We start from the raw sequence: 22,782 nt of genomic DNA on the forward strand, positions 1-22,782 counted from the left end.
CGCGTGAAAGCAGTACAGCACGTTCCGCAGATCTAACAAGAAAGCAGCACGGAGGAGAAGTGATCCAGCTTCACGCTTTCGACGATCAACGCGCCCAATCCGACGCGTTGGCGAAAGCGGTTGGCGACGCGTTACATGCGTCGCTCGCCGCACAGGCGGCCACGTCCGTCACCGGCACGTCCGCAACCGGCATGTCCGCAACCGGCGTGCGCCCGGCCATGCTTGCAGTGTCCGGCGGCACGAGTCCGCGTCCGTTCCTGCAGACGTTGTCCACGCAATCCTTCGACTGGGCGCGCATTGCCGTGACGCTGGTCGACGACCGCTGGGTGCCGGAAACGGACAGCGCGAGCAATTCGCAACTCGTGCATGACACGCTGTTGCAGAACGCGGCGAAGAACGCCGCTTTCTGGCCGCTGGTCGACACGACGCAAGACCTTAACGCGCACGTTGCCGCGCTGAACGCCGACTCGCGCTTTAGCGCCGTGCCGGACGTCGCGATTCTCGGCATGGGCGAAGACGGCCACACCGCGTCGATTTTCGCGGATGCGCCCGAATGGGACGATGCGATCATCACCCCCGAACGTTTCGTGGCCGTCCATCCGGGCAGCGCGCCGCATGCGCGCGTGAGTTGGTCGCTCTCCGCCTTGAAAGAAGTCAAGCACCTGTTTTTGCTGATCGCAGGACCGCGAAAGATGGACGTGCTGAATGCCGCCGCCGCTTCGCTACAAAAAAATGCCATCTCGCAGTTGGCAAACGACAAGGGAGTGAGACTCGATGTCTACTGGTGTGCAAACTAAGGCTGTGCCGGGCGCGGGCCAGCACGCCGATGGACCGAGGCTGCTGGCCGACATCGGCGGCACCAATGCGCGCTTCGCGCTCGAATACAGCCCGGGCGAAATCGGCTCGGTGCAGGTCTATCCGTGCGCGGACTATCCGGGCGTGGCCGAAGTCATCAAGAAGTACCTGAAGGACACCAAGATCGGCCGCGTGAATCACGCGGCGATTGCGATTGCGAACCCGGTCGACGGCGATCAGGTCAGCATGACCAACCATGACTGGAGCTTTTCGATCGAAGCCACGCGCCGTGCGCTCGGCTTCGACACGCTGCTCGTGGTGAACGACTTTACCGCGCTGGCCATGGCCCTGCCCGGCCTGACCGACGCGCAGCGCGTGCAGGTGGGCGGTGGTTCGCGTCGCCCGAACAGTGTGATCGGCTTGCTGGGTCCGGGCACAGGCATGGGCGTATCCGGCCTGATTCCTGCCGACGACCGCTGGATCGCGCTCGGCAGCGAAGGCGGCCACGCCACCTTCGCGCCGGCCGACGAACGCGAAGATATCGTGCTGCAATACGCACGCAAGAAGTGGTCGCATGTCTCGTTCGAACGTGTGGCAGCGGGTCCCGGCCTCGAAGTGATTTACCGTGCGCTGGCGGGCCGCGACAAGAAGCGCGTGGCGGCGAACGTCGACACGATCGAGATCGTCAAGCGCGCGATGGAAGGCGAGCCGCTCGCGGCCGAATCCGTCGACGTGTTCTGCGGGATTCTCGGCACCTTTGCGGGCAATATCGCGGTGACGCTCGGCGCGTTGGGCGGCATCTACATTGGCGGCGGCGTCGTGCCGCGGCTCGGCGAATTCTTCGCGCGTTCGTCGTTTCGCAAACGGTTCGAGGCGAAGGGCCGCTTCGAGGCGTATTTGCAGAACGTGCCGACCTACGTGATTACCGCTGAATACCCGGCGTTTCTGGGGGTTTCGGCGATTCTCGCGGAGCAGTTGTCGAACCGCGCGGGCGGTAGTTCATCGGCCGTGTTCGAGCGGATTCGCCAGATGCGCGATGCGTTGACGCCGGCCGAACGCCGCGTGGCCGATCTCGCGTTGAATCATCCGCGTTCGATCATCAACGATCCGATCGTGGACATCGCGCGCAAGGCCGACGTGAGCCAGCCCACGGTGATCCGCTTTTGCCGTTCGCTCGGCTGCCAGGGTTTGTCGGATTTCAAGCTGAAGCTGGCGACGGGTTTGACCGGCACGATTCCGGTGAGTCATAGCCAGGTGCATCTGGGCGATACCGCGACGGACTTCGGCGCGAAGGTGCTCGACAATACGATTTCCGCGATTTTGCAGTTGCGCGAGCATTTGAATTTCGACCAGGTCGAGCGGGCGATCGATCTGTTGAACGGCGCGCGGCGGATCGAGTTTTATGGACTCGGCAATTCGAACATTGTCGCGCAGGATGCGCATTACAAGTTCTTCCGATTTGGCATTCCGACGATTGCCTATGGCGATCTGTATATGCAGGCGGCTTCCGCCGCGTTGCTTGGCAAAGGTGATGTGATCGTTGCCGTGTCGAAGTCGGGGCGTGCGCCTGAGCTACTGCGTGTGCTGGATGTCGCCATGCAGGCGGGGGCTAAGGTGATTGCCATTACGTCTAGTAATACGCCTTTGGCGAAGCGGGCTACTGTTGCTTTGGAGACCGATCATATCGAGATTCGCGAGTCGCAGTTGTCGATGATTTCGCGGATTTTGCATCTCGTCATGATTGATATTCTTGCTGTTGGTGTGGCGATTCGGCGCGCCGTGCCTAGCGCGGATGTGGCGGAGACGGTCGCTAAGGCGCGACAGGGTGCGGATGATGATGCTACTGCTGTGCTTGATTGGTTGAGTCATGGGGCGGCTTCTTCGGCGCGGGATTAAGGTTTTTTGGGGCCTTCGCGGCGGCATTGTTTGTGTGCCTGCGGCGTTGGTCCTTCCTTGATTTGTTTGCCTGCGCGGCGCTTGTTTCGTCTGTTTGCTTGCGACGTTGGGCTTTGCCTGGTTTGTTTGCCTGCGCGGCGCTTTGTTGTCTGTTTGCCTGCGGCGTTGGCCTTTCCTTGATTTCTTATTGGTCTATTAGCGTTGCCCCTGTGCGGGGCGGCACTTACTTTCTTTGCCGCCGCAAAGAAAGATAAGCAAAGAAAGCGGCTCACACCGCTAGCTCATAAGCGGGTCCCCCGCGCAGCCACGGTAGTGGTGCATCTGGAATCTGTCACCTCGCACATTCGGCCTTAGTGACAAGGGCGTCATACTTCCGGCGGCGCTGCGCGCGCCGACGCGGTAGTTCTTCAAACCGCGCCCTGTTGCCGCGCTCAACGGTACTTGATCAAACCCTCCGTTGTTCCCGACACGCAGCGGAAATCCTACAAACCACCAGCGATCGCTTCGCCCACTGCCGCTTCATAGGATTACTAACTGCCTTCAGTGTTTGGAGGCTAGCGACAGCTAGCTACTTGACGCGCCCAGCGGCACAGCCAAAGCCAAAGCCAAAGCCAAAGCCAAAGCCAAAGCCATCCAGCATTTTCAGCGTATCGCCGAGGCGAAGCCAATGGTCTCCGTTGCGCGAAGCGAAGCCGTGGGTTTGCACGATGAACCCTTCCGGCGAGCACGTAGTGCGTGGCGGGAAGCATGACGGCCTTGTCACTAAGGTTGAATGTGCGAGGACACAGATTCCAGATGCACCACTACCGTGGCTGTGCGGGGGACCCGCTTATGAGCTGGCGGTGTGAGCCGCTTTCTTTGCTTATCTTTCTTTGCGGCGGCAAAGAAAGTAAGTGCCGCCCCGCACAGGGGCAACGCTAATAGACCACCAAGAAATCAAGGAGAGGCCAACGCCGCAGGCATACAGACAAGCGCCGCGCAGGCAACCAGCTAAAAAGGCGATAATTAACCCCCACCCGCCGAAGGCAAAAAACCAGAACCGAACTCTGATGATCATCCGCCCCCATCTCCATTGGTTCCGCATGCTGCTTGCGTGGAGAGGCTCCGTCCTCCCGCAGCTGCTGCCAAGGCTATCCCTGATATTCTGCATTGCGATCGTCGCCGTGGCCGCTCACGACCACCTGCTGCCGGTCTCCCTCAATCTCAACACCACCGCACCATTCTCGCTGGTAGGCATAGCGTTAGCGGTCTTTCTGGGCTTCCGGAACAACGCCAGCTACGACCGCTGGTGGGAAGCCCGCAAACTCTGGGGCCAGTTGCTGAACGAATCCCGCTCGCTCACCCGCCAGGCGCTCACGCTGCAAAACAAACAGCTGCCAAAGGAAGACATCAAGGCGTTCGTCGCCGCCCTCAGCGCCCTCCCCCATGCCCTGCGTCACCAGCTCCGCAACAGCGACCCGCATGAAGATCTCGCGGCACGCCTGCCCAAAGCGCTTTTCGACCGCGTCATAGCGTCGCGCTACAAACCGGCGACACTCCTGCTGTTTCTCGGCGAATGGGTGCAGCGCCACGCGCAAGCAGGCGCGATCGATCCGATGGCGGTGCTCGCCTTCGATCGAAACTTGAATGGTCTGTCGGATGTAATCGGCGGTTGCGAGCGCATCGCGTCAACGCCGCTGCCCTTCGCCTACTCGGTGATGATTCACCGCACGGTGTATTTCTTCTGCGCAGTCCTGCCATTCGGACTGGTCGACAGCATCGGGATCTTCACGCCGGTCTTCGCGGTGTTCGTCGCGTACACCTTCATGGCGCACGAAGCAATCGCCTCGCAGATCGAAGAGCCCTTCGGCACCGACGACAACGATCTCGCGCTCGAAACAATGTCGCTCAGTATCGAAGACGCCATGCGCGACCTGCTAGGGGAGCCGGCATTTGCGCGGCCCTTGTCGCAAACCGACACCCACGTGCTTACGTAAGCCGCGTGCACTCAGTCGTTGCCGACGGTCTCCGACAAACGTTTGAGCGTGGCCACCCGTGCGCCGATGATGTCGATGCGCCCATGCTCATCGATCACCGGCGTGGTGGCGTTGAGATACGCGGTCCAGGCCTTTTGTGCGCGCACGAGCGTCGGGCGCGAGCGCTCCGGCATCTTCGCTTGCAAGCGGCGGTAATAGCGGTTCAGATCGAACATCGCGTGTTCGCATTGCGCGTCCGCGGTACACACGCGCGGACGGCGCGGCGGGTCGCCGCCGGCGCTGATTCTGGCCACCGCGCTGCGTAGCGCGAGCGCGCGGTCACGCACCGGCTGCAACTGCATATCGGCTTCGGCCAGCACGTACATCGAGCCGTGCGTCGTCTCGAACACGGCCGCCAGCAACTCCTTCTCGACATCGCGCGAGGCCTGCCAGCTTGCCTGGCTCCTTTCCCACGGTTTGCGTTGCGCCTGCGGCAACTTCGCCTGAAGCTGCTGCCACGCACCGTCCAACGCGGCCTTCCAGCCGATCCGCGCGTTGTCCATGCACTGCACCTGCCCCGTCGTTGACGACATGTCGCTGCGCGCAAGACAGGCGCGCATCGACGCGTCGATCGGATCGGCGGCGGCGACTTCGGCATGCGCCTGAAGCGGCGCGACGCCAAACACCGCCGCCGACATCGCCGACGTCAGGGCGAGCGCGCCAAACGCGCGCCGCCAGACGTCAGCGCCCAACCGGGACGTCACTCCCCTCATCGTCAGGCGCGCACGCAATCGACGAAGTACTCGATGCGCCCGTTGATGGTTTCGCCGACCAGCCCATGGATATCCGTGTGGAAACCCGGGAAGCGCTCGTTGAACTCGCGCGCGAAACGCAGATAGTTGACGATGGTCTTGTTGAAGCGCTCGCCCGGAATCAGCAGCGGAATGCCCGGCGGATACGGCGTCAACAGGATCGACGTGACGCGGCCTTCGAGTTCGTCGATCGGTACCCGGTCAATCTCGCGGTGCGCGAGCTTGGCGAACGCATCGGACGGCTTCATCGCCGGCTCCATGCTCGACAGGTACATCTCGGTCGTCAGGCGCGCAATGTCGTTCGCGCGGTAGACGCTGTGGATCTGCTGGCACAGATCGCGCAGACCGACACGTTCATACATCGGATGATGCGCGACGAATTTGGGCAGCACGCGCCACAGCGGCTGGTTGTTGTCGTAGTCGTCCTTGAACTGCTGGAGTTCGGTGACCATCGAGTTCCAACGGCCCTTGGTGATGCCGATCGTGAACATGATGAAGAACGAATACAGACCGGTCTTCTCGACAATGATGCCGTGCTCGGCCAGATACTTCGTCACGATCGCAGCCGGAATGCCCGATTCGCCAAAGCCGCCGTCCATGTCCAGACCCGGCGTGACGATGGTCGCCTTGATCGGGTCGAGCATATTAAAACCATCAGCGAGCGCGCCGAAGCCATGCCATGCATCGTTCGGGCGCAGCATCCAGTCTTCACGCGAGCCGATGCCCTCTTCCGCGAACGTCTCCGGGCCCCACACCTTGAAGAACCAGTCGTCGGCGTATTCGTCGTCGACCTTGCGCATGGCGCGGCGGAAGTCTAGCGCTTCGGCAATCGACTCTTCAACCAGGGCCGTGCCGCCCGGCGCTTCCATCATGGCCGCGGCCACGTCGCACGAGGCGATGATCGCGTACTGCGGACTGGTGGACGTGTGCATCAGATACGCTTCGTTGAAGCGGTGCTTGTCGAAACGGCTATTCTTCGAATCTTGCACGACGATCTGCGATGCCTGCGAAATGCCGGCCAGCAGCTTGTGCGTGGAGTGCGTCGCGAACACCAGTGCGCCGATGCGCGGACGACCGGCGCCGATCGCGTGCATGTCCTGATAGAACTCGTGGAACTCGGCGTGCGGCAGCCAGGCTTCGTCGAAGTGCAGCGTATCAAGCCAGTCGCCCAGCATTTCCTTGATCATCTCGACGTTGTAGATCACGCCGTCGTAAGTGCTCTGCGTGATGGTCAGGATGCGCGGCTTGAGGTTCGGGTTTTTCGCCAACGCCTCGCGCGCGAACGGATTCGCCAGGATCTTCTTCTTGATGTTCTCCGGTTCGAATTCGCTGCGCGGAATCGGACCGATGATGCCAAAGTTATTGCGCGTCGGCGTGAGGAAGACCGGAATCGCGCCGGTCATGGTGATCGCGTGCAGGATCGACTTGTGGCAGTTGCGGTCCACCAGCACGATGTCGCCCGGCGCCACCGTGCCGTGCCAGACAATCTTGTTCGAGGTCGACGTGCCGTTGGTCACGAAGAACACGTGGTCGGCGCTGAAAATACGCGCGGCATTGCGCTCGGACGCCGCAATCGGGCCGGTGTGGTCGAGCAGTTGACCGAGTTCGTCGACGGCATTGCAGACGTCGGCGCGCAGCATGTTCTCGCCGAAGAACTGGTGGAACATCTGGCCAAGCGGGCTTTTCAGGAACGCGACGCCGCCCGAGTGCCCCGGGCAGTGCCATGAATACGAGCCTTCGTCCGCGTACTGCACCAGTTCCTTGAAGAACGGCGGCGCGAGCGAATCCAGATACACCTTGGTCTCGCGGATGATGTGGCGCGCAACGAACTCCGGCGTGTCCTCGAACATGTGGATGAAGCCGTGCAGCTCGCGCAGGATGTCGTTCGGCAGGTGGCGCGAGGTGCGCGTTTCGCCGTACAGGAAGATTGGAATGTCAGCGTTGCGGCGGCGCACTTCGGTCACGAACCCGCGCAGCGCGATGATCGCGGCCGCCAGTTCCGGCGTCTCGCCTTCCACGACGACGTTATCGGCGTACGGCAGCAGCTCGTCGTCGTCGATCGACAGGATGAAGCACGACGCGCGGCTCGACTGCTGCGCGAACGAAGTCAGATCGCCGTAGCTCGTCAACCCGAGCACTTCCGCGCCTTCTTTCTCGATAGCTTCGGCCAAAGCCCGGATGCCGGAACCCGAGATGTTCTCGGAGCGAAAATCTTCGTCGATGATGACGACGGGAAAACGAAACTTCATGGGCGATTCTCCAAAAAGAACGACCGCTGCATTTGACTAAGCAGCGGTCACCCGAATAGCTGGTGGGTCAGTGCGCTGCCGACGTCACGTCTTAGGCAACGTGACGCCGTGCTGACCTTGATATTTGCCGCCGCGATCCGCGTACGACGTTTCACAAATTTCGTCGCTTTCGAAAAACAGCACCTGGGCGACGCCTTCGTTCGCGTAGATTTTCGCAGGCAAAGGTGTCGTATTCGAGAATTCGAGCGTGACGTGCCCTTCCCATTCCGGCTCGAACGGCGTGACGTTGACGATGATCCCGCAACGCGCATACGTGGATTTGCCCAGACACACGGTCAGGACGCTGCGCGGAATGCGGAAATACTCAACCGTGCGAGCCAGCGCGAACGAATTCGGCGGAATGATGCAGACATCACCCTTGAAGTCGACAAACGACTTCTCGTCAAAGTTCTTCGGATCGACGATCGTTGAGTTGATATTGGTGAAAATCTTGAATTCGTCGGCGCAGCGGATGTCGTAGCCGTAGCTCGACGTGCCGTAGCTGACAATCTTCCGGCCGTCTTCGGAAACGCGGACCTGATCGGGTGCAAACGGTTCGATCATGTTGTGCGACTCGGCCATGCGCCGGATCCACTTGTCGGATTTGATAGTCATAGGTGAACGCTGCTCGACTTGAGTGACAGGTGTGTGACGGGTAACAACCCGGTGGATACCGGGCAACTTTCGGCAAACTCGCGGGGACGGGCCTGAGCGGAACGCCGTTCAAACGGACGACGCCCCCGGCTACGCGCCCCGGACTAGGCGTCCCCAGCTAGGCGCCCCCGGCTACGCGCCCCGAACGAAAGGCGCTTATTTTACGCGATCGGGAAAATGCTGCTGCGGGTATAGCCCGAGCGCGGCCCGCGGTGCTCGTGCAGAAGCCGTTGCGAGGCGGTCAAGCGGCCGCGCCGCACGCAGCCAACACACACGGCGCGTAGGCGCTCATTGGCGAATCAGCCCGCATGCGAGCGCGGGGCCTGCGCCATGCTGCGGATACGCGTAAGGGTCGCTCGCGTCGTGATGCAACAGCACGGCGCGTTGCAACACCGAGCGGATACCGTCAAGCGACACGTCTGGCGCAACGATGAAGCCGGTGGCCACACCGTTTGCGTCCGCGTGGATGTTGCCAAGGTCGCCTTCGACCCGGGCGCCTGCTTTGAGACGCTCGGCGGCCGGCGAGAACACCTGGCCGGCGCTGGAGCCGTCGGCGGCATTGCAGTCGCCGCGCTCATGCACTTGCAAGGCGTGGTCGCTATCGGGCGGCAAGCCCGCGAGATTGTAGGTGACCTGCACGCCGTCCGAACGCTCGATGAACGTTACGAGGCCGCGCGCCTGATTGCCCACGGTGGGCAGCAACTGCGCGTCGGCACGCTTTTCCTGTGGTCTCAGGAACGTGCTACAGCCGCATAACAGCACGCTGCTGGCAGCCAGGACGATGAACGCATGCACCGCCTGCCCGTCGATTCGTTTTCCCATGCGATCCTCTTGCCGGCCTGGCGGCCGCCCCTGCGGCCGCTGAGCCGAACTTGTGAAGTCGACATGATACCGCGAGACCAGGCGCAAATTGACGCCTTGGCCCCGCTTTGACCCCTTGTCCGAATGGCTACTCAGGTGTTCTGGACAACGATGTTGGGAAACTTGGAGGTCATGTCGCGAGCCCGCTCGGCGATATGGATCGCAACCTTGCGCGCGATCGACCGATAGATCTCCGCGATACGCCCTTGCGGATCCGCCACGACGGTGGGTGTGCCGGAGTCGGCCTGCTCACGGATGGCGATATCGAGCGGCAGGCTGCCGAGCACGTCGACGCCATACTCCTTGCCCATCCGCTCGCCGCCGCCCGCGCCGAAGATATGCTCTTCGTGGCCGCAATTCGAGCAGATATGCATCCCCATATTCTCGACAATGCCGAGGATCGGAATGCCGACCTTCTCGAACATCTTGAGGCCCTTCTTCGCGTCGAGCAGCGCGATGTCCTGCGGTGTCGTGACGATCACGGCACCCGTCACCGGCACGCGCTGCGACAAGGTCAGTTGAATGTCGCCGGTACCCGGCGGCATGTCGACGATCAGGTAGTCGAGATCTTGCCAGTTGGTCTGCCGCAACAGCTGTTCGAGTGCTGAGGTCGCCATCGGGCCGCGCCACACCATCGGGTTGTCCTGCTCGATCAGAAAGCCGATCGAGTTAGCCTGCAAGCCGTGGCCGGTCATCGGGTTCATCGACTTTTCGTCGGGCGATTCGGGACGGCCGGTAATCCCGAGCATCATCGGCAGCGAGGGGCCGTAGATGTCCGCGTCGAGGATGCCGACCGACGCGCCTTCGCTCGCCAGCGCCAGCGCGAGGTTCACGGCGGTCGTGCTCTTGCCGACCCCGCCCTTGCCCGATGCCACCGCGACGATGTTTTTAACGTTCGGCAATAGTTTGACGCCGCGCTGCACGGTGTGCGCCGCGATGGTCTGGGACACCTCGACGCGTGCGTTTGCCACGCCGGGTACGGCTTTCAGCGCGTCAGCGAACTGTGCGCGGATCGTTTCGAACTGCCGTTTGGCCGGATAGCCGAGTACCACCTCGAGGCTAACCGTGTCACCCTCCACGGCCACGTTCCTGATGTTCTTGGCAACCGCGTAGGGCTTGCCCGTGTTGGGGTCAGTGACGGCCGCGAGGGCAGCGTCGACCAAAGCCCGATCGATACTCATTGACACTCCGTGGGGAACACTTGCGGGGCGGCGGAATCCAAGCTTCGGCCACACGCCGGATTTTGAAAAAAATTGTTAGACAGCATTGCTAAAACCAGGCTTGCCGTGCACCCTTCGGGCAGGCGGAACGCCATGGGGTCGCATCGCTGCGTACTTCAGTCATCATTGTAGTGGCTGGCGCCAAGCCTTGCCGGAAGACCCTTCTCCACTGTCGGACCGGGACCAGGGAAGACGCAGGATTCTCGTATTGTCGACTTGCGCACTTTACGGCTGTCACGTCCGGCGGATAGATTTATCGCTTCCACCTGCTTCACTCAAGAGGAATCAAAAAATGAATGCAAAAATCATGACTCGCTTTGCCGTTTTCGCCGTGGCCGGTTCGCTGCTGGCAGGCTGCGCAACCCAACAAGGCACTAATACGGCCGTCGGCACGGGCGTGGGCGCCGCCACCGGCGCGGCGATCGGCGCGATCTTCGGCGGCGGCAAGGGCGCGGCGATCGGCGCGGGCGCCGGCGCGGCGGTCGGCGGCATCACCGGCTACAACTGGCAAGCCATTCACAACAAGCTGTCGGGCGCCACCAAGGGCACCGGCACGCAGATCACCGAGCAGCCGGACGGCTCGCTCAAGCTGAACATCCCGAGCTCGGTCACGTTCGACACCAACAGCTACGCGGTCAAGCCGTCGTTCACGCCGGTACTGGATCAGCTGACGCAGACCATGCAGCAGAATCCGGAACTGATCGCCCAGGTGATCGGCTACACGGATAGCACGGGTCAGCCGGCTTATAACCAGACGCTGTCGGTCAACCGCGCGGAAAGCGTGACGGGCTATCTGGGGCAACGCGGCGTCGCGCCGCAACGCCTGTCGGCATCAGGCATGGGCCAGAACCAGCCGGTCGCTGACAACAACACCGAAGCCGGCCGTGCAGCAAACCGCCGCGTGGAAATCTATCTGCGCGCCACGGCTCAGCACGCCACGCAATAAGGGCACAGCCTGAAAGAGGATGATGCCACCGGGCGTCAGGCTTTTGCCGCTGGCGTCCGGTACGTCGTAAAAAGCGGAGGAAAGAGAATCTCGCATGAGAACGAAAAAAATTTCGAACTCTGCCGAAAATCCGCGGTCTGTCTTTACGGTACGTGGCTGGCGAAGCCGGCGCGTCACCATTCTCCTCTTGTCGTTGTTGCTCCGGGGTTAATAGCCCCGGTTTTTTTTGGGCGCTCGCTTTTCGCCCCCGAGGAAGTCCCCTTGCGGGACAAAGCTGCCCACGCCAGCAACCGCCCAGCCGAGGCGCCCCAGCCCGCGCAGGGTGCCTGCCCTGCTAGAATCAACGTTTCGTCCCACCGCAGGCTCCCACCATCCTTATGTCAGCACCCGCAACCGATCTCTCCGCAGGCGCGCCGTCAGGCCGTCGCCAGGTTCTCGTCACGTCGGCCCTTCCGTATGCGAACGGGCAAATCCATATTGGCCATCTGGTCGAATATATCCAGACGGACATCTGGGTCCGGACGTTGCGAATGCACGGGCACGAGGTCTACTACGTGGGCGCTGACGACACGCACGGCACGCCGGTCATGCTGCGCGCGGAGAAGGAAGGTCTGACGCCGAAGCAGCTGATCGACCGCGTCTGGCAAGAGCACAAGCGCGATTTCGACAGCTTCGGGATTTCGTTCGACAATTACTACTCGACCGATTCCGAAGAGAATCGCGTGCTGAGCGAATCGGTCTACCTTGCGCTCAAAGACGCCGGCCTGATCGAAGCGCGCGACATCGAGCAGGCATACGACCCCGTCAAGGAAATGTTCCTGCCGGATCGCTTCATCAAGGGCGAATGCCCGAAGTGCGGCGCCAAGGATCAATACGGCGACAGCTGCGAAGTATGCGGTTCGACTTACCTGCCGACCGAACTGGTCAATCCGTATTCGGTCGTTTCGGGCGCCACGCCGATTCGTAAGACCTCGACGCACTACTTCTTCCGCCTGTCCGATCCGCGCTGCGAGAATTTCCTGCGCGCGTGGGTCAGTGGCCTCGCGCAGCCGGAAGCCACCAACAAGATGCGCGAATGGCTCGGCGACGCCGGCGAAGCCAAGCTCGCCGACTGGGACATCTCGCGCGACGCGCCGTATTTCGGCTTCGAGATTCCAGGCGCGCCGGGCAAGTATTTCTACGTGTGGCTGGACGCACCGGTCGGCTACTACGCGAGCTTCAAGAACCTCGCCGAAAAGCGCGGCCTCGATTTCGACGCGTGGGTTCGCAAGGGTTCCACCGCGGAGCAGTACCACTTCATCGGCAAAGACATTCTGTATTTCCACACGCTGTTCTGGCCGGCCATGCTCGAATTCTCGGGCCACCGCACGCCGACCAACGTGTTCGCGCACGGCTTCCTGACGGTAGACGGCGCAAAGATGTCGAAGTCGCGCGGTACCTTCATCACCGCGCAAAGCGTGATCGACACGGGCCTCAATCCGGAATGGCTGCGCTACTACTTTGCCGCCAAGCTGAACAGCACGATGGAAGATCTCGACCTCAACCTCGACGACTTCCAGGCGCGCGTAAACAGCGATCTGGTCGGCAAATACGTGAACATCGCGAGCCGCGCGGCCGGCTTCCTGATCAAGCGTTTCGACGGCCGCGTGCAGGACAGCGCGATGCAACACCCGCTGCTCGCCACGCTGCGTGCCGCCGTGCCGCAAATCGCCGCGAACTACGAAGCGCGCGAGTACAACCGCGCGCTGCGTCAGACCATGGAACTGGCCGACGCGGTCAATGCATACGTCGATACCGCCAAGCCGTGGGATCAGGCGAAAGATCCGGCGAACGCAGTCGCGTTGCACGAAACCTGCAGCGTGAGTATCGAGGCGTTCCGTCTGCTGTCGCTGGCGCTTAAGCCGGTGTTGCCGAAGCTGGCGGAAGCCGTCGAAGCCTTCCTCGGCATCGAGCCGCTGGTCTGGGCCGACGCGAACGTGCCGTTGAGCTCCACCCGTCCGATCAACGCGTACAAGCATCTGATGACGCGCGTCGATCCGAAGCAGATCGAGGCGCTCGTCGCAGCGAATCGCGACTCGCTGCAAGCCACGCCGGAAGCTGCGGCGCCGGCGGATGCAAAGGCCAAGTCGAAGGCAGCGAAAGCAGTCGTCGCCGACAAGGACGAAACGCCGGACATCATCTCGATCGACGACTTCGCCAAGATCGATCTGCGCATCGCGAAGATCGTCGACTGCAAGGCGGTGGAAGGCTCGGACAAGTTGCTGCAACTGACGCTCGACGTCGGCGAAGAGAAAACGCGCAATGTGTTCTCGGGCATCAAGTCGGCTTATCAGCCGGAGCAACTGGTCGGCAAATTGACGGTGATGGTCGCGAACCTCGCACCGCGCAAGATGAAGTTCGGCCTGTCCGAAGGGATGGTGTTGGCGGCCTCCTCGACTGACGAGAAAGCCGAACCGGGCCTGTACGTGCTCGAACCTGATAGCGGCGCGAAGCCGGGCATGCGCGTGAAATAAAGCGCGCGGCGTCGAACGCTGCAGGCATCAACAAAAACGGCATGCTCTAAAAGGCGTGCCGTTTTTTTATGCCGTGGCGCTGCTCAGACCGCTCTAACCAACGCCGCCACGATCACCACCGGACCCGATCGAAGCGCCGCGTATAAAGCAGCTCGAGCCCGTCGAATGTGCCTCCATACGCCGCGACCGACCAATAGCGCGTCAGGTTGACGGTCGCCTTGATCGCATTGCTCGCCGACTGCAGACCCTGTTCGTAACCGATCACGAGCCACTCGTTGATCGCCTTCGACACCATCACCACTTGCGGATCGGTCAGCCCGACTTCGCTTCGGCCGATCGAAAACTCATCGAGCCCGAAGGTCTGCGCAATCCGTTTACCGCTTGCACTGCCGAGCAACGCGAGCGCCGTCGTCATAGTGCTTTGCTGACCGAGGTTATTGCCCTGATCCGTGCCGTGTCCAAACAGCAGCCACGAGAGCTTTTCGTTATCCGGCACGTTTGGCTCGGAGATCAGCTTCGCCACCGGGAACTGAACCGTGCCCGTGACCTGCACGCCCGCCTCGACCTGCTGATTGCGGCGCATTGCCAGGATGTTGATGCCCGGATTGGCGACCGGACCGTTGAACGTGAAGAAGCCGTTCTCGATGTTGAGCTTGCGGCCGAACGCGGTATAGGTCGAGCCCTGCGTCACGCGGACATTGCCGACCGCGCGCAACGGCAGGTTCGGCGCGCTCATCGCGGTGATCGTGCCGCTCAGGCCGAGGTCCGCGCCCATGCCGCGGAAACGGAAGCTGTTGCCGAGACTGATGTCGATATTGGCGCGTGGCGCAAACGGGCCGATCGGCTTGTTCGTGCCCGCCACCTGCGGCGGTGGCCGCTCGCCTGCCACCGTACCGTCCGGACGCACCACCACCACATCGTCGCCGAGTTTCGGCGCGGACTGCTCCGGCATATCGAACAGCGCGTGATCGACCACGAATTTGCCGTTGATCGCCATGCCGCCCTCTGCCCCGCCGTTTGCCACGCTCGCGCTACCGGACAGCGACAGATTGCGGTCCGGCGCCGCGAACAACTCCAGCTTATCCGCGACGATGCTAGCGGACAGATTCGGCTGGTCACCATCCAGACGCACACGGCCGGTTGCGCGCAGCGTGCCGCTCGCGCCGTGAAACTCGACCTGCTGGAAATCCACCAGATTTTGCGAGAGCGCGATGCGCACCACGCCGTCCTTCAACTGCACGCCCTGGTCGACCATCGTCGCCGACAAACCGTCGCCGAGCAGCGACCCCGTCAGGTTGGGCTTGGCGACCGTGCCGCCGAGCGCGAGCTTGAGCGCGAGGTGGCCGTCCAGCAGATAACTCGGGCCGAACAGGCCGCCGGTCGTTTTCAGCGATGGCACGTTCGCAATGATGTTGCCGCTCACCACGCCCTCTTCGTTGACGCTCAGGAAGCCGTCACGCATCACGAGCGTGGTATGCGCGTCGGCGTCGATCACGCCGATCCGGCTGGCCTGCGCGTGAATGGTCGCATTCAGCCGGTTGCCACCACTGAATTCGGCGCGCGCGCTCATATCGGTGATGCCCAGCGAGGCCAAACCGCGACCGATTTCGACTGTGACATCGCCGCCGCGACGCTTCAACTGAATGTGGCCGCTCGCGGTGCTGCCAAGCGCGAAATCCCAGTCGCCGTCGAACACCAGATCGGTTTTGACGGCCGGCGGCGCGCCGGTGATCTCGTGCCGCAAATCCTGCAGGCGCGCGAGCGAAACGTCGGTCAAGGTGCCCGCGGACTGGATCTTGCCATGGTCGAAAGCGAACGATTTCAGGCTCAGCACCGCGCCTTCGAGCGTGAGGCGTGTCGCGCCGAGCGTCAGGCGGCTCGGCCCGGCGCTCACGGCGAGCGGTGACTCGAGATTCAGCGCCGGTGTACCGCGGTTCTGCAGGCGGGTCACGGTGCCGTCCCAGCGCGTGCCGTCGCGTGCTTCGGTCAGCTTGCCGTTGGCCGCGAGCGTCAGATCGAGCGGACGGTCCTGCAGTTTGCCGGTGGCCGCCGCCTCCAGCGTATGGTTGGCGCGCGTGCCGGACAGGCGCGCGGTGAGCGTGGTGAGATCGGCGCCGCCGGCGCTGAGATTGCGCGCGTCAGTCGTGAAGACGAGCGCGCCGTTCGCGCCGTCGCGCAATTCGGCGTGGCCTTCCGCATGGCCGATGCGGTTACTGCTGAACACCACACTGTCTGCCTTGTAGTTCAGCACGACATTCGGATGCGCAAACGAGCCGGTGACGTCGCCATCCGCGGCGATGAGACCGGCGAGGCCAAAACCGAGGCGCTCGAGTTCCGGCGCATCGACGCGAAAACGCAGCCGGTCGCCGCGCGCGCCGAAGCTGCCCTGCAAATCCACCTGATTGCCCGCCACCGAGAGATTCGCGCGGCTCGGCAGAATCCGCGAGCCGGCTAGCTGGACCACGCCGCCGCCCGTCAACGGCAAGCCGTCGTAGACGCTCGGACCGAGTTTGAATTCGGCCTTGGTGGTAAAGACCGGACCGAGCATGCCGGCCGCGGTAAGCGTGCCGTTCACGCGCGCCTCGATCTTGTGGGCCGGCGGCGCGGCACGCATGGGCGGCGGCGCTTTGCGTTGAACCACTTCAGTCCGCACCGCGGCCTTGGCCGTGTTTTTTACTGCGGCGGCGGCTTGGTCGCCAGGGGACGCGCTTTTCGCACCGGCCGTACTGCCCGCTTCTGCCACGCCTTGTGCGGCTTGCTTGCTTTTGGCCTTGTTCGCCTTGGGCGCCGGGCCCGTTACCGGCGTGCGCGACGGCATCTGCGAAGTCAGCGTCAACGGATCGAAATCGGTCAGTTGCGCTTTCAGGTTGTAGGTGGAATTGGCGTCGTGCTTGAGTGCGCCGGACAGATCGATGCGGCCTTTACCCGACGTGACACGAACGTCGTTGAAGCTCATTCGCGCGGGGTCGAAGGTCACCTTGCCTTGCGCGCGCAATCCTGCTTTCGGGTCGGCGAGATCGAGGGTCAGGCTTTGCACGTCGTCGTTCAGACGGATGCCGATCGGACCGGAAAACTGGGTGGGCCGCACGGTTGCTTCGAGGGCGTTCAGGTCGAGCCCGGCGACTTGCAGATCGAACTGGCCGCGCTTGCCGGTCAGCGCGCCGCCGCCGGTGAGCGTGGCGCTCTTCACGAGCCGCACCTTCAGGTTCGAGATGCGTTGCGCCTGGGCGTCGAGGCGCACGTCTGCGTTGGCATCGATCACAGGCAGCAGGTTCTGGTCTATCGCACCCGGTTTGGCGTTGACGATCGAAACATGGCCGGCGACAGCGAACCCCGCTGCGGTTTTTGCTGCTGCATCGGTGTTGACGCCGCCTTTGCCGTTTTTGACAACGTGCGGCTCGGCTATACCGGTAGCGCTGCTGGCACCGCCGGTGCTCACGGCGCCGGAAGCGCTGGCGGAACTCGCCGTATTCGACGCGCCGGCAACACTCACCCCGCTGGCCCCACTGGCAGCACCCAACGTCACCGCACCAGTTGCGTCCTGCCCCACCGGCTGCAGTTCAGCGCGCACCGCCAGATCCGCCAGCGGCGCGCCCGGCGCAAACGCCTGCGGATTGATGTGGTCGAAAGTCAGCGTGGCGCGTTGCAACGGCACGTCGCCGAACGGCGTGGCCTCGACCCGGGCATGGCCGGCGAGCTTCAGGCCGCTGGCATCGAGTTCGGCGACGAGATTCTCCAGCGAGCCGCTCAGATGGCCACCCACCTGCACCGCCTCGTTGTTAACCTTGCCGGAATAGCCAACATCGCCGCTCAGCGGAAACGGCCGTACCCCGTCGAGCTTCGCCGCCGCCGTCACTGCGCCGAACGGCGTGTCCAGCCGCTCGATCGCGGCCTCATGGTGCCGGCCGTCGCTGCGGCCATGAAACATGAAACGGGACAGCTCGGTCGTCGACCCGCCCTCGCGCAACAGCAGTTTGTCGACCTGCACGTCACGCACTTCAAGTTGCATCGGCAAGCGCAAGTCTTGCGGCAGTGTCAACGGTCCGCTGCTGCTCGACGACGAAGCACCGACACGGGCGTCGATCGTACCGATATGCAGATAATCGATCGTGAAGCGCCAAGGCCGGTGCGTCAGTTCCCAGCCGCCGGCCACACGGTCGATCTGGATGTCAGTGCCGCTTCCATCGAGACTGCGCCAGCGCACCTGCCGTAGCTGCACGCCCTTCGAGAGCGCGCCGCTCTCCAGCGTGCCGGTCAGCTTGCCGCCAAGCAGTTTGACGGCAGCCTGCCACGCGTAAGCCGTCCCGCGCTCCGTCGTCAGCGCGCCGTACAGCAGGCCGAGCGCCACAGCCACCAGCAACACCAGCACGGCGAGCGTCCACGCAAGCGTTTTCAGCAGCAATCGGCCGCGACGGCGCTGCGGTTGCGGCGCGTCGGGCGATGGCTGCTGTCCGGGCGGGGGAGCGCCGGGCGGCTGCGTGGGTGGCTGGGCGGAAGCGTCCGTGGTCATGCGTGGATCATGTCAAGGCAGGTTTCCATCAGAAGGCGATACCGAGCGTCAAATACGGCCGCACGCTCCTGTTGCGGATCCCGTAGGCGACATCGACATTGACCGGGCCGACCGGGCTGCGCCAGCGCGCCCCGACACCGACGCCGGGATAAAAGACTCTCTCGCTCCACGTATCCGTAGCCGTGCCGACGTCGAAGAACGCCGCTGCACCCCAGTCGTGACTGAACCAGTGCTGATATTCGGCCGCCGCCGTCACGAGATATTTTGTGGGCAGCACCGAACCGTCGACGTTATTACCAATGCTCTGATAGCTGTAGCCACGTATCGAATTCGAGCCACCCGCGCGGAACAGCAGCGAAGCCGGAATACCGCTCGAACTGCCGCTCGTGAACACGCCGCCGAGTTCGGCACGGAACAGCACCAGGTCTTCCTTGCCGATCGGCAGGTACTGCTGGCCACGCGCGTAGCCGCGCGCGAACGTCTGATCGGTCAGCAGGCCTTTGACCGCGAAGCCCGCTTCAACGTGAATCAGGTTGCCCGAGCGTGGGAACAGCGGGTCGTCGGTATCGCGGCGGGTCCACGACCATGACGGCACCAGCGCGCGGCTGGTGGTCGGCGCGGCCGCGTTCTGGTCGAGCCGGTCCTGGTAATAAAGGATCGAGTAGTTGTAGTCGATGAATTGCGACGTCCGGGCCCGCTGCACACCGCCGCGGATACTGTAGATGCGTGTGTCGGACACGTCGGTCGTGGTGTAGGAAGCCAGCACGCTATTGGTCCACGCGCGCGGCCCCGGCGGCATCGCGAGCTGAATTTGACCGTACTGCTGGATCTGGTCGAGACGACCCTCGACCGTGAACGGCCACGCTTTGCCGAATGTGTCGAGATACGAATACGAACCCTGGATCAACGGGCCGTTGTCGGTCGAATAACCCACCCCGCCGCGGATGCTGTTGTACGGATACTCGGACACCTTCACGTGCACCGGCGTCTCGACCGGCTTGGCCGGATCGCTATCCACGTCGATCGCAACGCTCGCGTAGTACGGCGTGTTCTGCAACTGCCGCTGCAATTCCGCGACGCGCTGCACGTCGTAGACATCGCCGGCCGAAATCGGATTCACGTCGTCGACGATCTGTGCTGGATAGCGCCGCGTGCCGGATACGTCGAGTTTGCCCATCGTGAATGTCGGGCCACTGTCATACGTCACCGACAGTTTCGCTTCGTGCGTACGCGGGTCAATCCGCGCCTCGGAGTGGTAGATCTTCGCGCCCAGGTAACGGCGTGCCTGCAACGCCTTGAGCGACGCGTTTTTCGCGTCGTCCCAGCCGCCTTGCGAAAACGGATCGCCTTCATGCAGCGAAAACGCGAAGCGCGTGGCGTTTTCCTGCGCCGGGTCTTCGGTCAGCACCGGGCCGCGAAACGACAGCGAAATCGACGTGATGAGGGTTTGCGGGCCGGGATCGACGCTCACTGTCACGCGTTTCTGGTCGTCGACGGTTCGCACGTCGGTACGCACGACCGGCGTGAAGTAGCCCTGCGTGGCGGCCAGATCGCGCACCTGCTGGGGGATGGCGGTCATCAGAAATTCGAACTGGTCGTCGCTGATGTCGGGACGCTTGGCGAACCGCGCCACATCCAGGTGCGCTTCGAGCAGCTTGCGAAGCGAGCGCGGCGTGGCTTCGATATCGACCTTGTAGCTGGCGGCCGCGCGCCGCGCCGCGTGTGCGTCGACCGTGGCAAGCATGAGCATGACGATGCCGAACGCCAGCCACGCGCGCAGCCAGCGCCGAATGGGCGTCATAGGCCCGCGCTCGTCACCGGTTTTGCCGAGCCGCACACGCGGCGCTTCGATCGCACACCCCGCCAAACAGGACCTCCGGCCGTGGTTGATGAATTCTGTCGCTCAGGCTCGCCGTGGCGGCCGAAGCTCGCTATTTGACCACATCGGCGAAGCCGCGATATCTCAAAAAAGGGAGGGACCGCCGACGCAACCGGCGAATCCGAAACCGCCCCGCCGGCCACGCGCCCGCCTTTGACGCATCGCAGCAATGCGGGTTCCGGGCATTTTTGCATGCCGGCCGCTCATGCCGGCCTCCGTTTTTCGACCACGCGCGGCGCATGCGGTAAAATTATGGAATAGCAGCGATGCCGCGCGGGTTTCCGCCTGTTCCCGCCTGGCAGCCGCCATTCCCCAAACCACGGACGTCTAGCCATGTATCAATCGGACATCACGCAGTTCCTGAACCAGCTCAAGCAACAAAAACCGAACCTGGAAGCTGAGCAGCGCCGTGGCCGGTCGCTGCTGTGGGACAAACAGCCGATCGACCTCGAAGAACGCGCCGAGCAGAAAGCCTCGCGCGTTGAGCAGACGCCTTACTCGTACTATCAAAACTTCTAAGCGCGTGAGTCACGCCGACGAGGCGAAGGGCGCCACGCCGGGGCCCGACGCCGCGCTTGCCGCGCCCGCCACCGATTCCACGCCGGACACCGTTGACGGCATTGCTTTCGCACGCCTGTACGGGGAACCGCTCTTCAAGCTGCCGACGGATCTGTACATTCCGCCAGACGCGCTCGAGGTGTTTCTCGAAACGTTCGAAGGCCCGCTGGATCTGTTGCTGTACCTGATCCGCAAGCAGAACTTCAACGTGCTCGACATCCCGATGGCGGACGTCACGGTCCAATACCTCGGCTATGTCGACCAGCTGCGTCAGACCAATCTCGAACTCGCGTCCGAGTATCTGCTGATGGCCGCGATGCTGATCGAGATCAAGTCGCGCATGCTGTTGCCGGTCAAGAAGGCCGATAGCGGCGACGAAGCCGAAGATCCGCGTGCAGAACTGGTCCGCCGCCTGCTCGAATACGAGCAGATGAAGCTCGCCGCCCAGCGTATCGACCATCTGCCGCAGCTTGGCCGCGATTTCCTGCGCGCCGAGGTGTATATCGAGCAAAGCATCACGCCGCGCTTTCCGGATGTGGATAGCGAAGACCTGCGCGCCGCGTGGGCCGACGTGATCAAGCGCGCCAAGCTCGTCCAGCATCACAAGATTTCGCGCGAGGAATTGTCCGTGCGCGAGCATATGAGCGCGATCCTGCGGCGACTGCAGAACGCGCGCTTCGTGGAGTTCTCGGATCTGTTCGACACAAGCAAGGGCGTGCCGGTGGTCGTGGTCAATTTCATCGCCATGCTCGAGTTGTGCCGCGAGTCGCTCGTCGAAATCACCCAGGCCGAGCCGTTCGCACCGATCTATGTGCGCCTCGCCTATCTGCCGGCCTGAAGCCGCCAAATGGGGTTTGCGTGCACCATTGCTACCGCAGCCTCCCCGTTTCGGTGGGTGCGCCCCGGGAACAAATCCACTACAATCCGGCGCTCCGAACCTGTCATCACCGGTGAGGCCGCGGGTCACGCGAAAATCTGAGTTTTTGCGCCAACCGGGTCTCGCGCCGCGCGAGGAAATCCCTGTCCGATCATGAAAGTCATCAGCTCGATCCATGAATTGCGCGACCAGTTGCGCGGCCAGAATCGCACCGCCTTTGTGCCGACCATGGGCAATCTGCATGAGGGCCATCTGTCGCTGATGCGCCTCGCGCGCCAACACGGCGATCCGGTGGTGGCGAGCATCTTCGTCAACCGCCTGCAGTTCGGCCCGAACGAAGATTTCGACAAATACCCGCGCACGCTCGAAGCCGACATCGACAAGCTGCAGAAAGAAGGCGTCTACGTGCTGTTCGCGCCGACGGAACAGGATCTGTACCCGCAGCCGCAGGAGTACCGCGTGCATCCGCCGCACGATCTGGGCGATATCCTCGAAGGCGAATTCCGGCCTGGGTTCTTCCAGGGCGTGTGCACCGTGGTGATGAAGCTGATGTCGTGCGTGCAGCCACGCGTCGCGGTGTTCGGCAAGAAGGATTACCAGCAGTTGATGATCGTGCGCAGCATGTGCCACCAGTTTGCGCTGCCGACCGACATCATCGCCGCCGAAACCGTTCGTGACACCGATGGCCTCGCGCTCAGCTCGCGCAACCGCTTTCTGGAGGCGGCCGAGCGCGCTGAGGCGCCGGTGCTGGCCGCCGAACTCAATCGCGTACGCGATGCGGTGCTCGCCGGCAATCGCGACTTCGCAAAACTCGAACAGGCGGCGATGGCGACGCTCGCTGCGCGCGGCTGGCAGCCGGATTACATCGCCGTGCGCAAGCGCTCGAATCTGCTGCCGCCAGGCCCGCAAGACGCGAACGCGGAGTTGGTCGTGCTGGCGGCCGCCAAGCTCGGCACCACCCGTCTCATCGACAACCTCGAAATCTGAAGCCGTCTTAGGCTGCGCAAACACGCATTAG

16 protein-coding genes are annotated in these 22,782 nt (G+C 62.9%); 8 read left to right on the forward strand and 8 right to left on the reverse strand.

What is annotated here, in order from left to right; genetic code table 11:
- The first annotated feature begins 59 nt into the window (after positions 1-59).
- On the forward strand, positions 60-797 hold the full coding sequence (pgl, locus tag GNZ12_RS20470) for a 6-phosphogluconolactonase (protein WP_172313021.1): 738 nt from the start codon (positions 60-62) through the stop codon (positions 795-797).
- On the forward strand, positions 775-2,691 hold the full coding sequence (locus GNZ12_RS20475; protein WP_172313023.1) for a bifunctional transcriptional regulator/glucokinase: 1,917 nt from the start codon (positions 775-777) through the stop codon (positions 2,689-2,691). The genes pgl and GNZ12_RS20475 overlap by 23 nt, the downstream gene beginning before the upstream one ends.
- A gap of 568 nt (positions 2,692-3,259) precedes the next feature.
- Here the strand turns inward: GNZ12_RS20475 and GNZ12_RS20480 are convergent.
- Positions 3,260-3,397 carry a hypothetical protein gene (locus GNZ12_RS20480; RefSeq protein ID WP_172313025.1) on the reverse strand — a complete coding sequence of 46 codons (138 nt, stop codon included), beginning with the start codon at positions 3,395-3,397 and terminating at the stop codon, positions 3,260-3,262.
- Positions 3,398-3,740: 343 nt separating this feature from the next.
- Between GNZ12_RS20480 and GNZ12_RS20485 the strand changes: the two genes are divergently transcribed.
- A complete protein-coding gene (locus GNZ12_RS20485) occupies positions 3,741-4,667 on the forward strand; it encodes a bestrophin family protein (protein WP_172313058.1) in 927 nt (308 codons plus the stop codon).
- A gap of 11 nt (positions 4,668-4,678) precedes the next feature.
- Here the strand turns inward: GNZ12_RS20485 and GNZ12_RS20490 are convergent, their stop codons facing one another.
- The 5 genes from GNZ12_RS20490 to apbC form a co-directional block, all read right to left on the reverse strand.
- Entirely contained in the window at positions 4,679-5,419 is a 741-nt protein-coding gene (locus GNZ12_RS20490; RefSeq protein ID WP_172313027.1) for a lysozyme inhibitor LprI family protein, read from the reverse strand.
- 2 nt (positions 5,420-5,421) lie between these two features.
- Positions 5,422-7,707 carry an arginine/lysine/ornithine decarboxylase gene (locus tag GNZ12_RS20495; RefSeq protein WP_172313029.1) on the reverse strand — a complete coding sequence of 762 codons (2,286 nt, stop codon included), beginning with the start codon at positions 7,705-7,707 and terminating at the stop codon, positions 5,422-5,424.
- 84 nt (positions 7,708-7,791) lie between these two features.
- The gene (dcd, locus tag GNZ12_RS20500; RefSeq protein WP_028200499.1) at positions 7,792-8,361 is read right to left on the reverse strand and encodes a dCTP deaminase; all 570 of its coding nucleotides are present in this window, start codon (positions 8,359-8,361) and stop codon (positions 7,792-7,794) included.
- Between the two features lie 327 nt (positions 8,362-8,688).
- Positions 8,689-9,222, reverse strand: a complete 534-nt coding sequence (locus tag GNZ12_RS20505; protein ID WP_172313031.1) for a superoxide dismutase family protein — start codon at positions 9,220-9,222, stop codon at positions 8,689-8,691.
- Positions 9,223-9,353: 131 nt separating this feature from the next.
- The gene (gene apbC / locus GNZ12_RS20510) at positions 9,354-10,442 is read right to left on the reverse strand and encodes an iron-sulfur cluster carrier protein ApbC (protein ID WP_172313034.1); all 1,089 of its coding nucleotides are present in this window, start codon (positions 10,440-10,442) and stop codon (positions 9,354-9,356) included.
- Between the two features lie 331 nt (positions 10,443-10,773).
- On the opposite strand from apbC, the gene GNZ12_RS20515 reads away from it, so the two are divergent.
- Positions 10,774-11,427: an OmpA family protein gene (locus tag GNZ12_RS20515; protein WP_172313037.1), complete on the forward strand. Its 654-nt coding sequence runs from the start codon at positions 10,774-10,776 to the stop codon at positions 11,425-11,427.
- 377 nt (positions 11,428-11,804) lie between these two features.
- Positions 11,805-13,940, forward strand: coding sequence for a methionine--tRNA ligase (gene metG, locus GNZ12_RS20520; RefSeq protein ID WP_172313040.1), 2,136 nt, complete (start codon positions 11,805-11,807; stop codon positions 13,938-13,940).
- Positions 13,941-14,052: 112 nt separating this feature from the next.
- Here metG and GNZ12_RS20525 read toward each other — a convergent pair whose 3' ends face one another.
- Positions 14,053-18,450 carry a translocation/assembly module TamB domain-containing protein gene (locus GNZ12_RS20525; RefSeq protein WP_172313042.1) on the reverse strand — a complete coding sequence of 1,466 codons (4,398 nt, stop codon included), beginning with the start codon at positions 18,448-18,450 and terminating at the stop codon, positions 14,053-14,055.
- 28 nt (positions 18,451-18,478) lie between these two features.
- A complete protein-coding gene (locus GNZ12_RS20530) occupies positions 18,479-20,317 on the reverse strand; it encodes an autotransporter assembly complex protein TamA (RefSeq protein WP_172313045.1) in 1,839 nt (612 codons plus the stop codon).
- Between the two features lie 345 nt (positions 20,318-20,662).
- Here GNZ12_RS20530 and GNZ12_RS20535 point away from each other — a divergent pair, with 345 nt between their 5' ends.
- The 3 genes from GNZ12_RS20535 to panC all read left to right on the forward strand — a co-directional run bounded on the left by GNZ12_RS20535 (position 20,663) and on the right by panC (position 22,751).
- The gene (locus tag GNZ12_RS20535) at positions 20,663-20,848 is read left to right on the forward strand and encodes a DUF3460 family protein (RefSeq protein ID WP_054035105.1); all 186 of its coding nucleotides are present in this window, start codon (positions 20,663-20,665) and stop codon (positions 20,846-20,848) included.
- Positions 20,849-20,852: 4 nt separating this feature from the next.
- Entirely contained in the window at positions 20,853-21,725 is an 873-nt protein-coding gene (locus GNZ12_RS20540) for a segregation and condensation protein A (protein ID WP_172313047.1), read from the forward strand.
- Positions 21,726-21,917: 192 nt separating this feature from the next.
- A complete protein-coding gene (gene panC / locus GNZ12_RS20545; protein ID WP_172313050.1) occupies positions 21,918-22,751 on the forward strand; it encodes a pantoate--beta-alanine ligase in 834 nt (277 codons plus the stop codon).
- Positions 22,752-22,782: the final 31 nt, after the last annotated feature.

It is taken from the genome of Paraburkholderia solitsugae (assembly GCF_013177695.1).
In the GTDB taxonomy this organism is placed as follows: Bacteria; Pseudomonadota; Gammaproteobacteria; order Burkholderiales; family Burkholderiaceae; genus Paraburkholderia; species Paraburkholderia solitsugae.

What these genes read in the sequence shown, in the direction of transcription:
- GNZ12_RS20475 (WP_172313023.1), top strand. Translation starts at nt 775, where the DNA reads ATGTCTACTGGTGTGCAAACTAAGGCTGTGCCGGGCGCGGGCCAGCAC.
- GNZ12_RS20485 (WP_172313058.1), top strand. Translation starts at nt 3,741, where the DNA reads ATGATCATCCGCCCCCATCTCCATTGGTTCCGCATGCTGCTTGCGTGG.
- GNZ12_RS20490 (WP_172313027.1), bottom strand. Translation starts at nt 5,419, where the DNA reads ATGAGGGGAGTGACGTCCCGGTTGGGCGCTGACGTCTGGCGGCGCGCG.
- GNZ12_RS20495 (WP_172313029.1), bottom strand. Translation starts at nt 7,707, where the DNA reads ATGAAGTTTCGTTTTCCCGTCGTCATCATCGACGAAGATTTTCGCTCC.
- dcd (WP_028200499.1), bottom strand. Translation starts at nt 8,361, where the DNA reads ATGACTATCAAATCCGACAAGTGGATCCGGCGCATGGCCGAGTCGCAC.
- GNZ12_RS20505 (WP_172313031.1), bottom strand. Translation starts at nt 9,222, where the DNA reads ATGGGAAAACGAATCGACGGGCAGGCGGTGCATGCGTTCATCGTCCTG.
- apbC (WP_172313034.1), bottom strand. Translation starts at nt 10,442, where the DNA reads ATGAGTATCGATCGGGCTTTGGTCGACGCTGCCCTCGCGGCCGTCACT.
- GNZ12_RS20515 (WP_172313037.1), top strand. Translation starts at nt 10,774, where the DNA reads ATGAATGCAAAAATCATGACTCGCTTTGCCGTTTTCGCCGTGGCCGGT.
- metG (WP_172313040.1), top strand. Translation starts at nt 11,805, where the DNA reads ATGTCAGCACCCGCAACCGATCTCTCCGCAGGCGCGCCGTCAGGCCGT.
- GNZ12_RS20525 (WP_172313042.1), bottom strand. Translation starts at nt 18,450, where the DNA reads ATGACCACGGACGCTTCCGCCCAGCCACCCACGCAGCCGCCCGGCGCT.
- GNZ12_RS20535 (WP_054035105.1), top strand. Translation starts at nt 20,663, where the DNA reads ATGTATCAATCGGACATCACGCAGTTCCTGAACCAGCTCAAGCAACAA.
- panC (WP_172313050.1), top strand. Translation starts at nt 21,918, where the DNA reads ATGAAAGTCATCAGCTCGATCCATGAATTGCGCGACCAGTTGCGCGGC.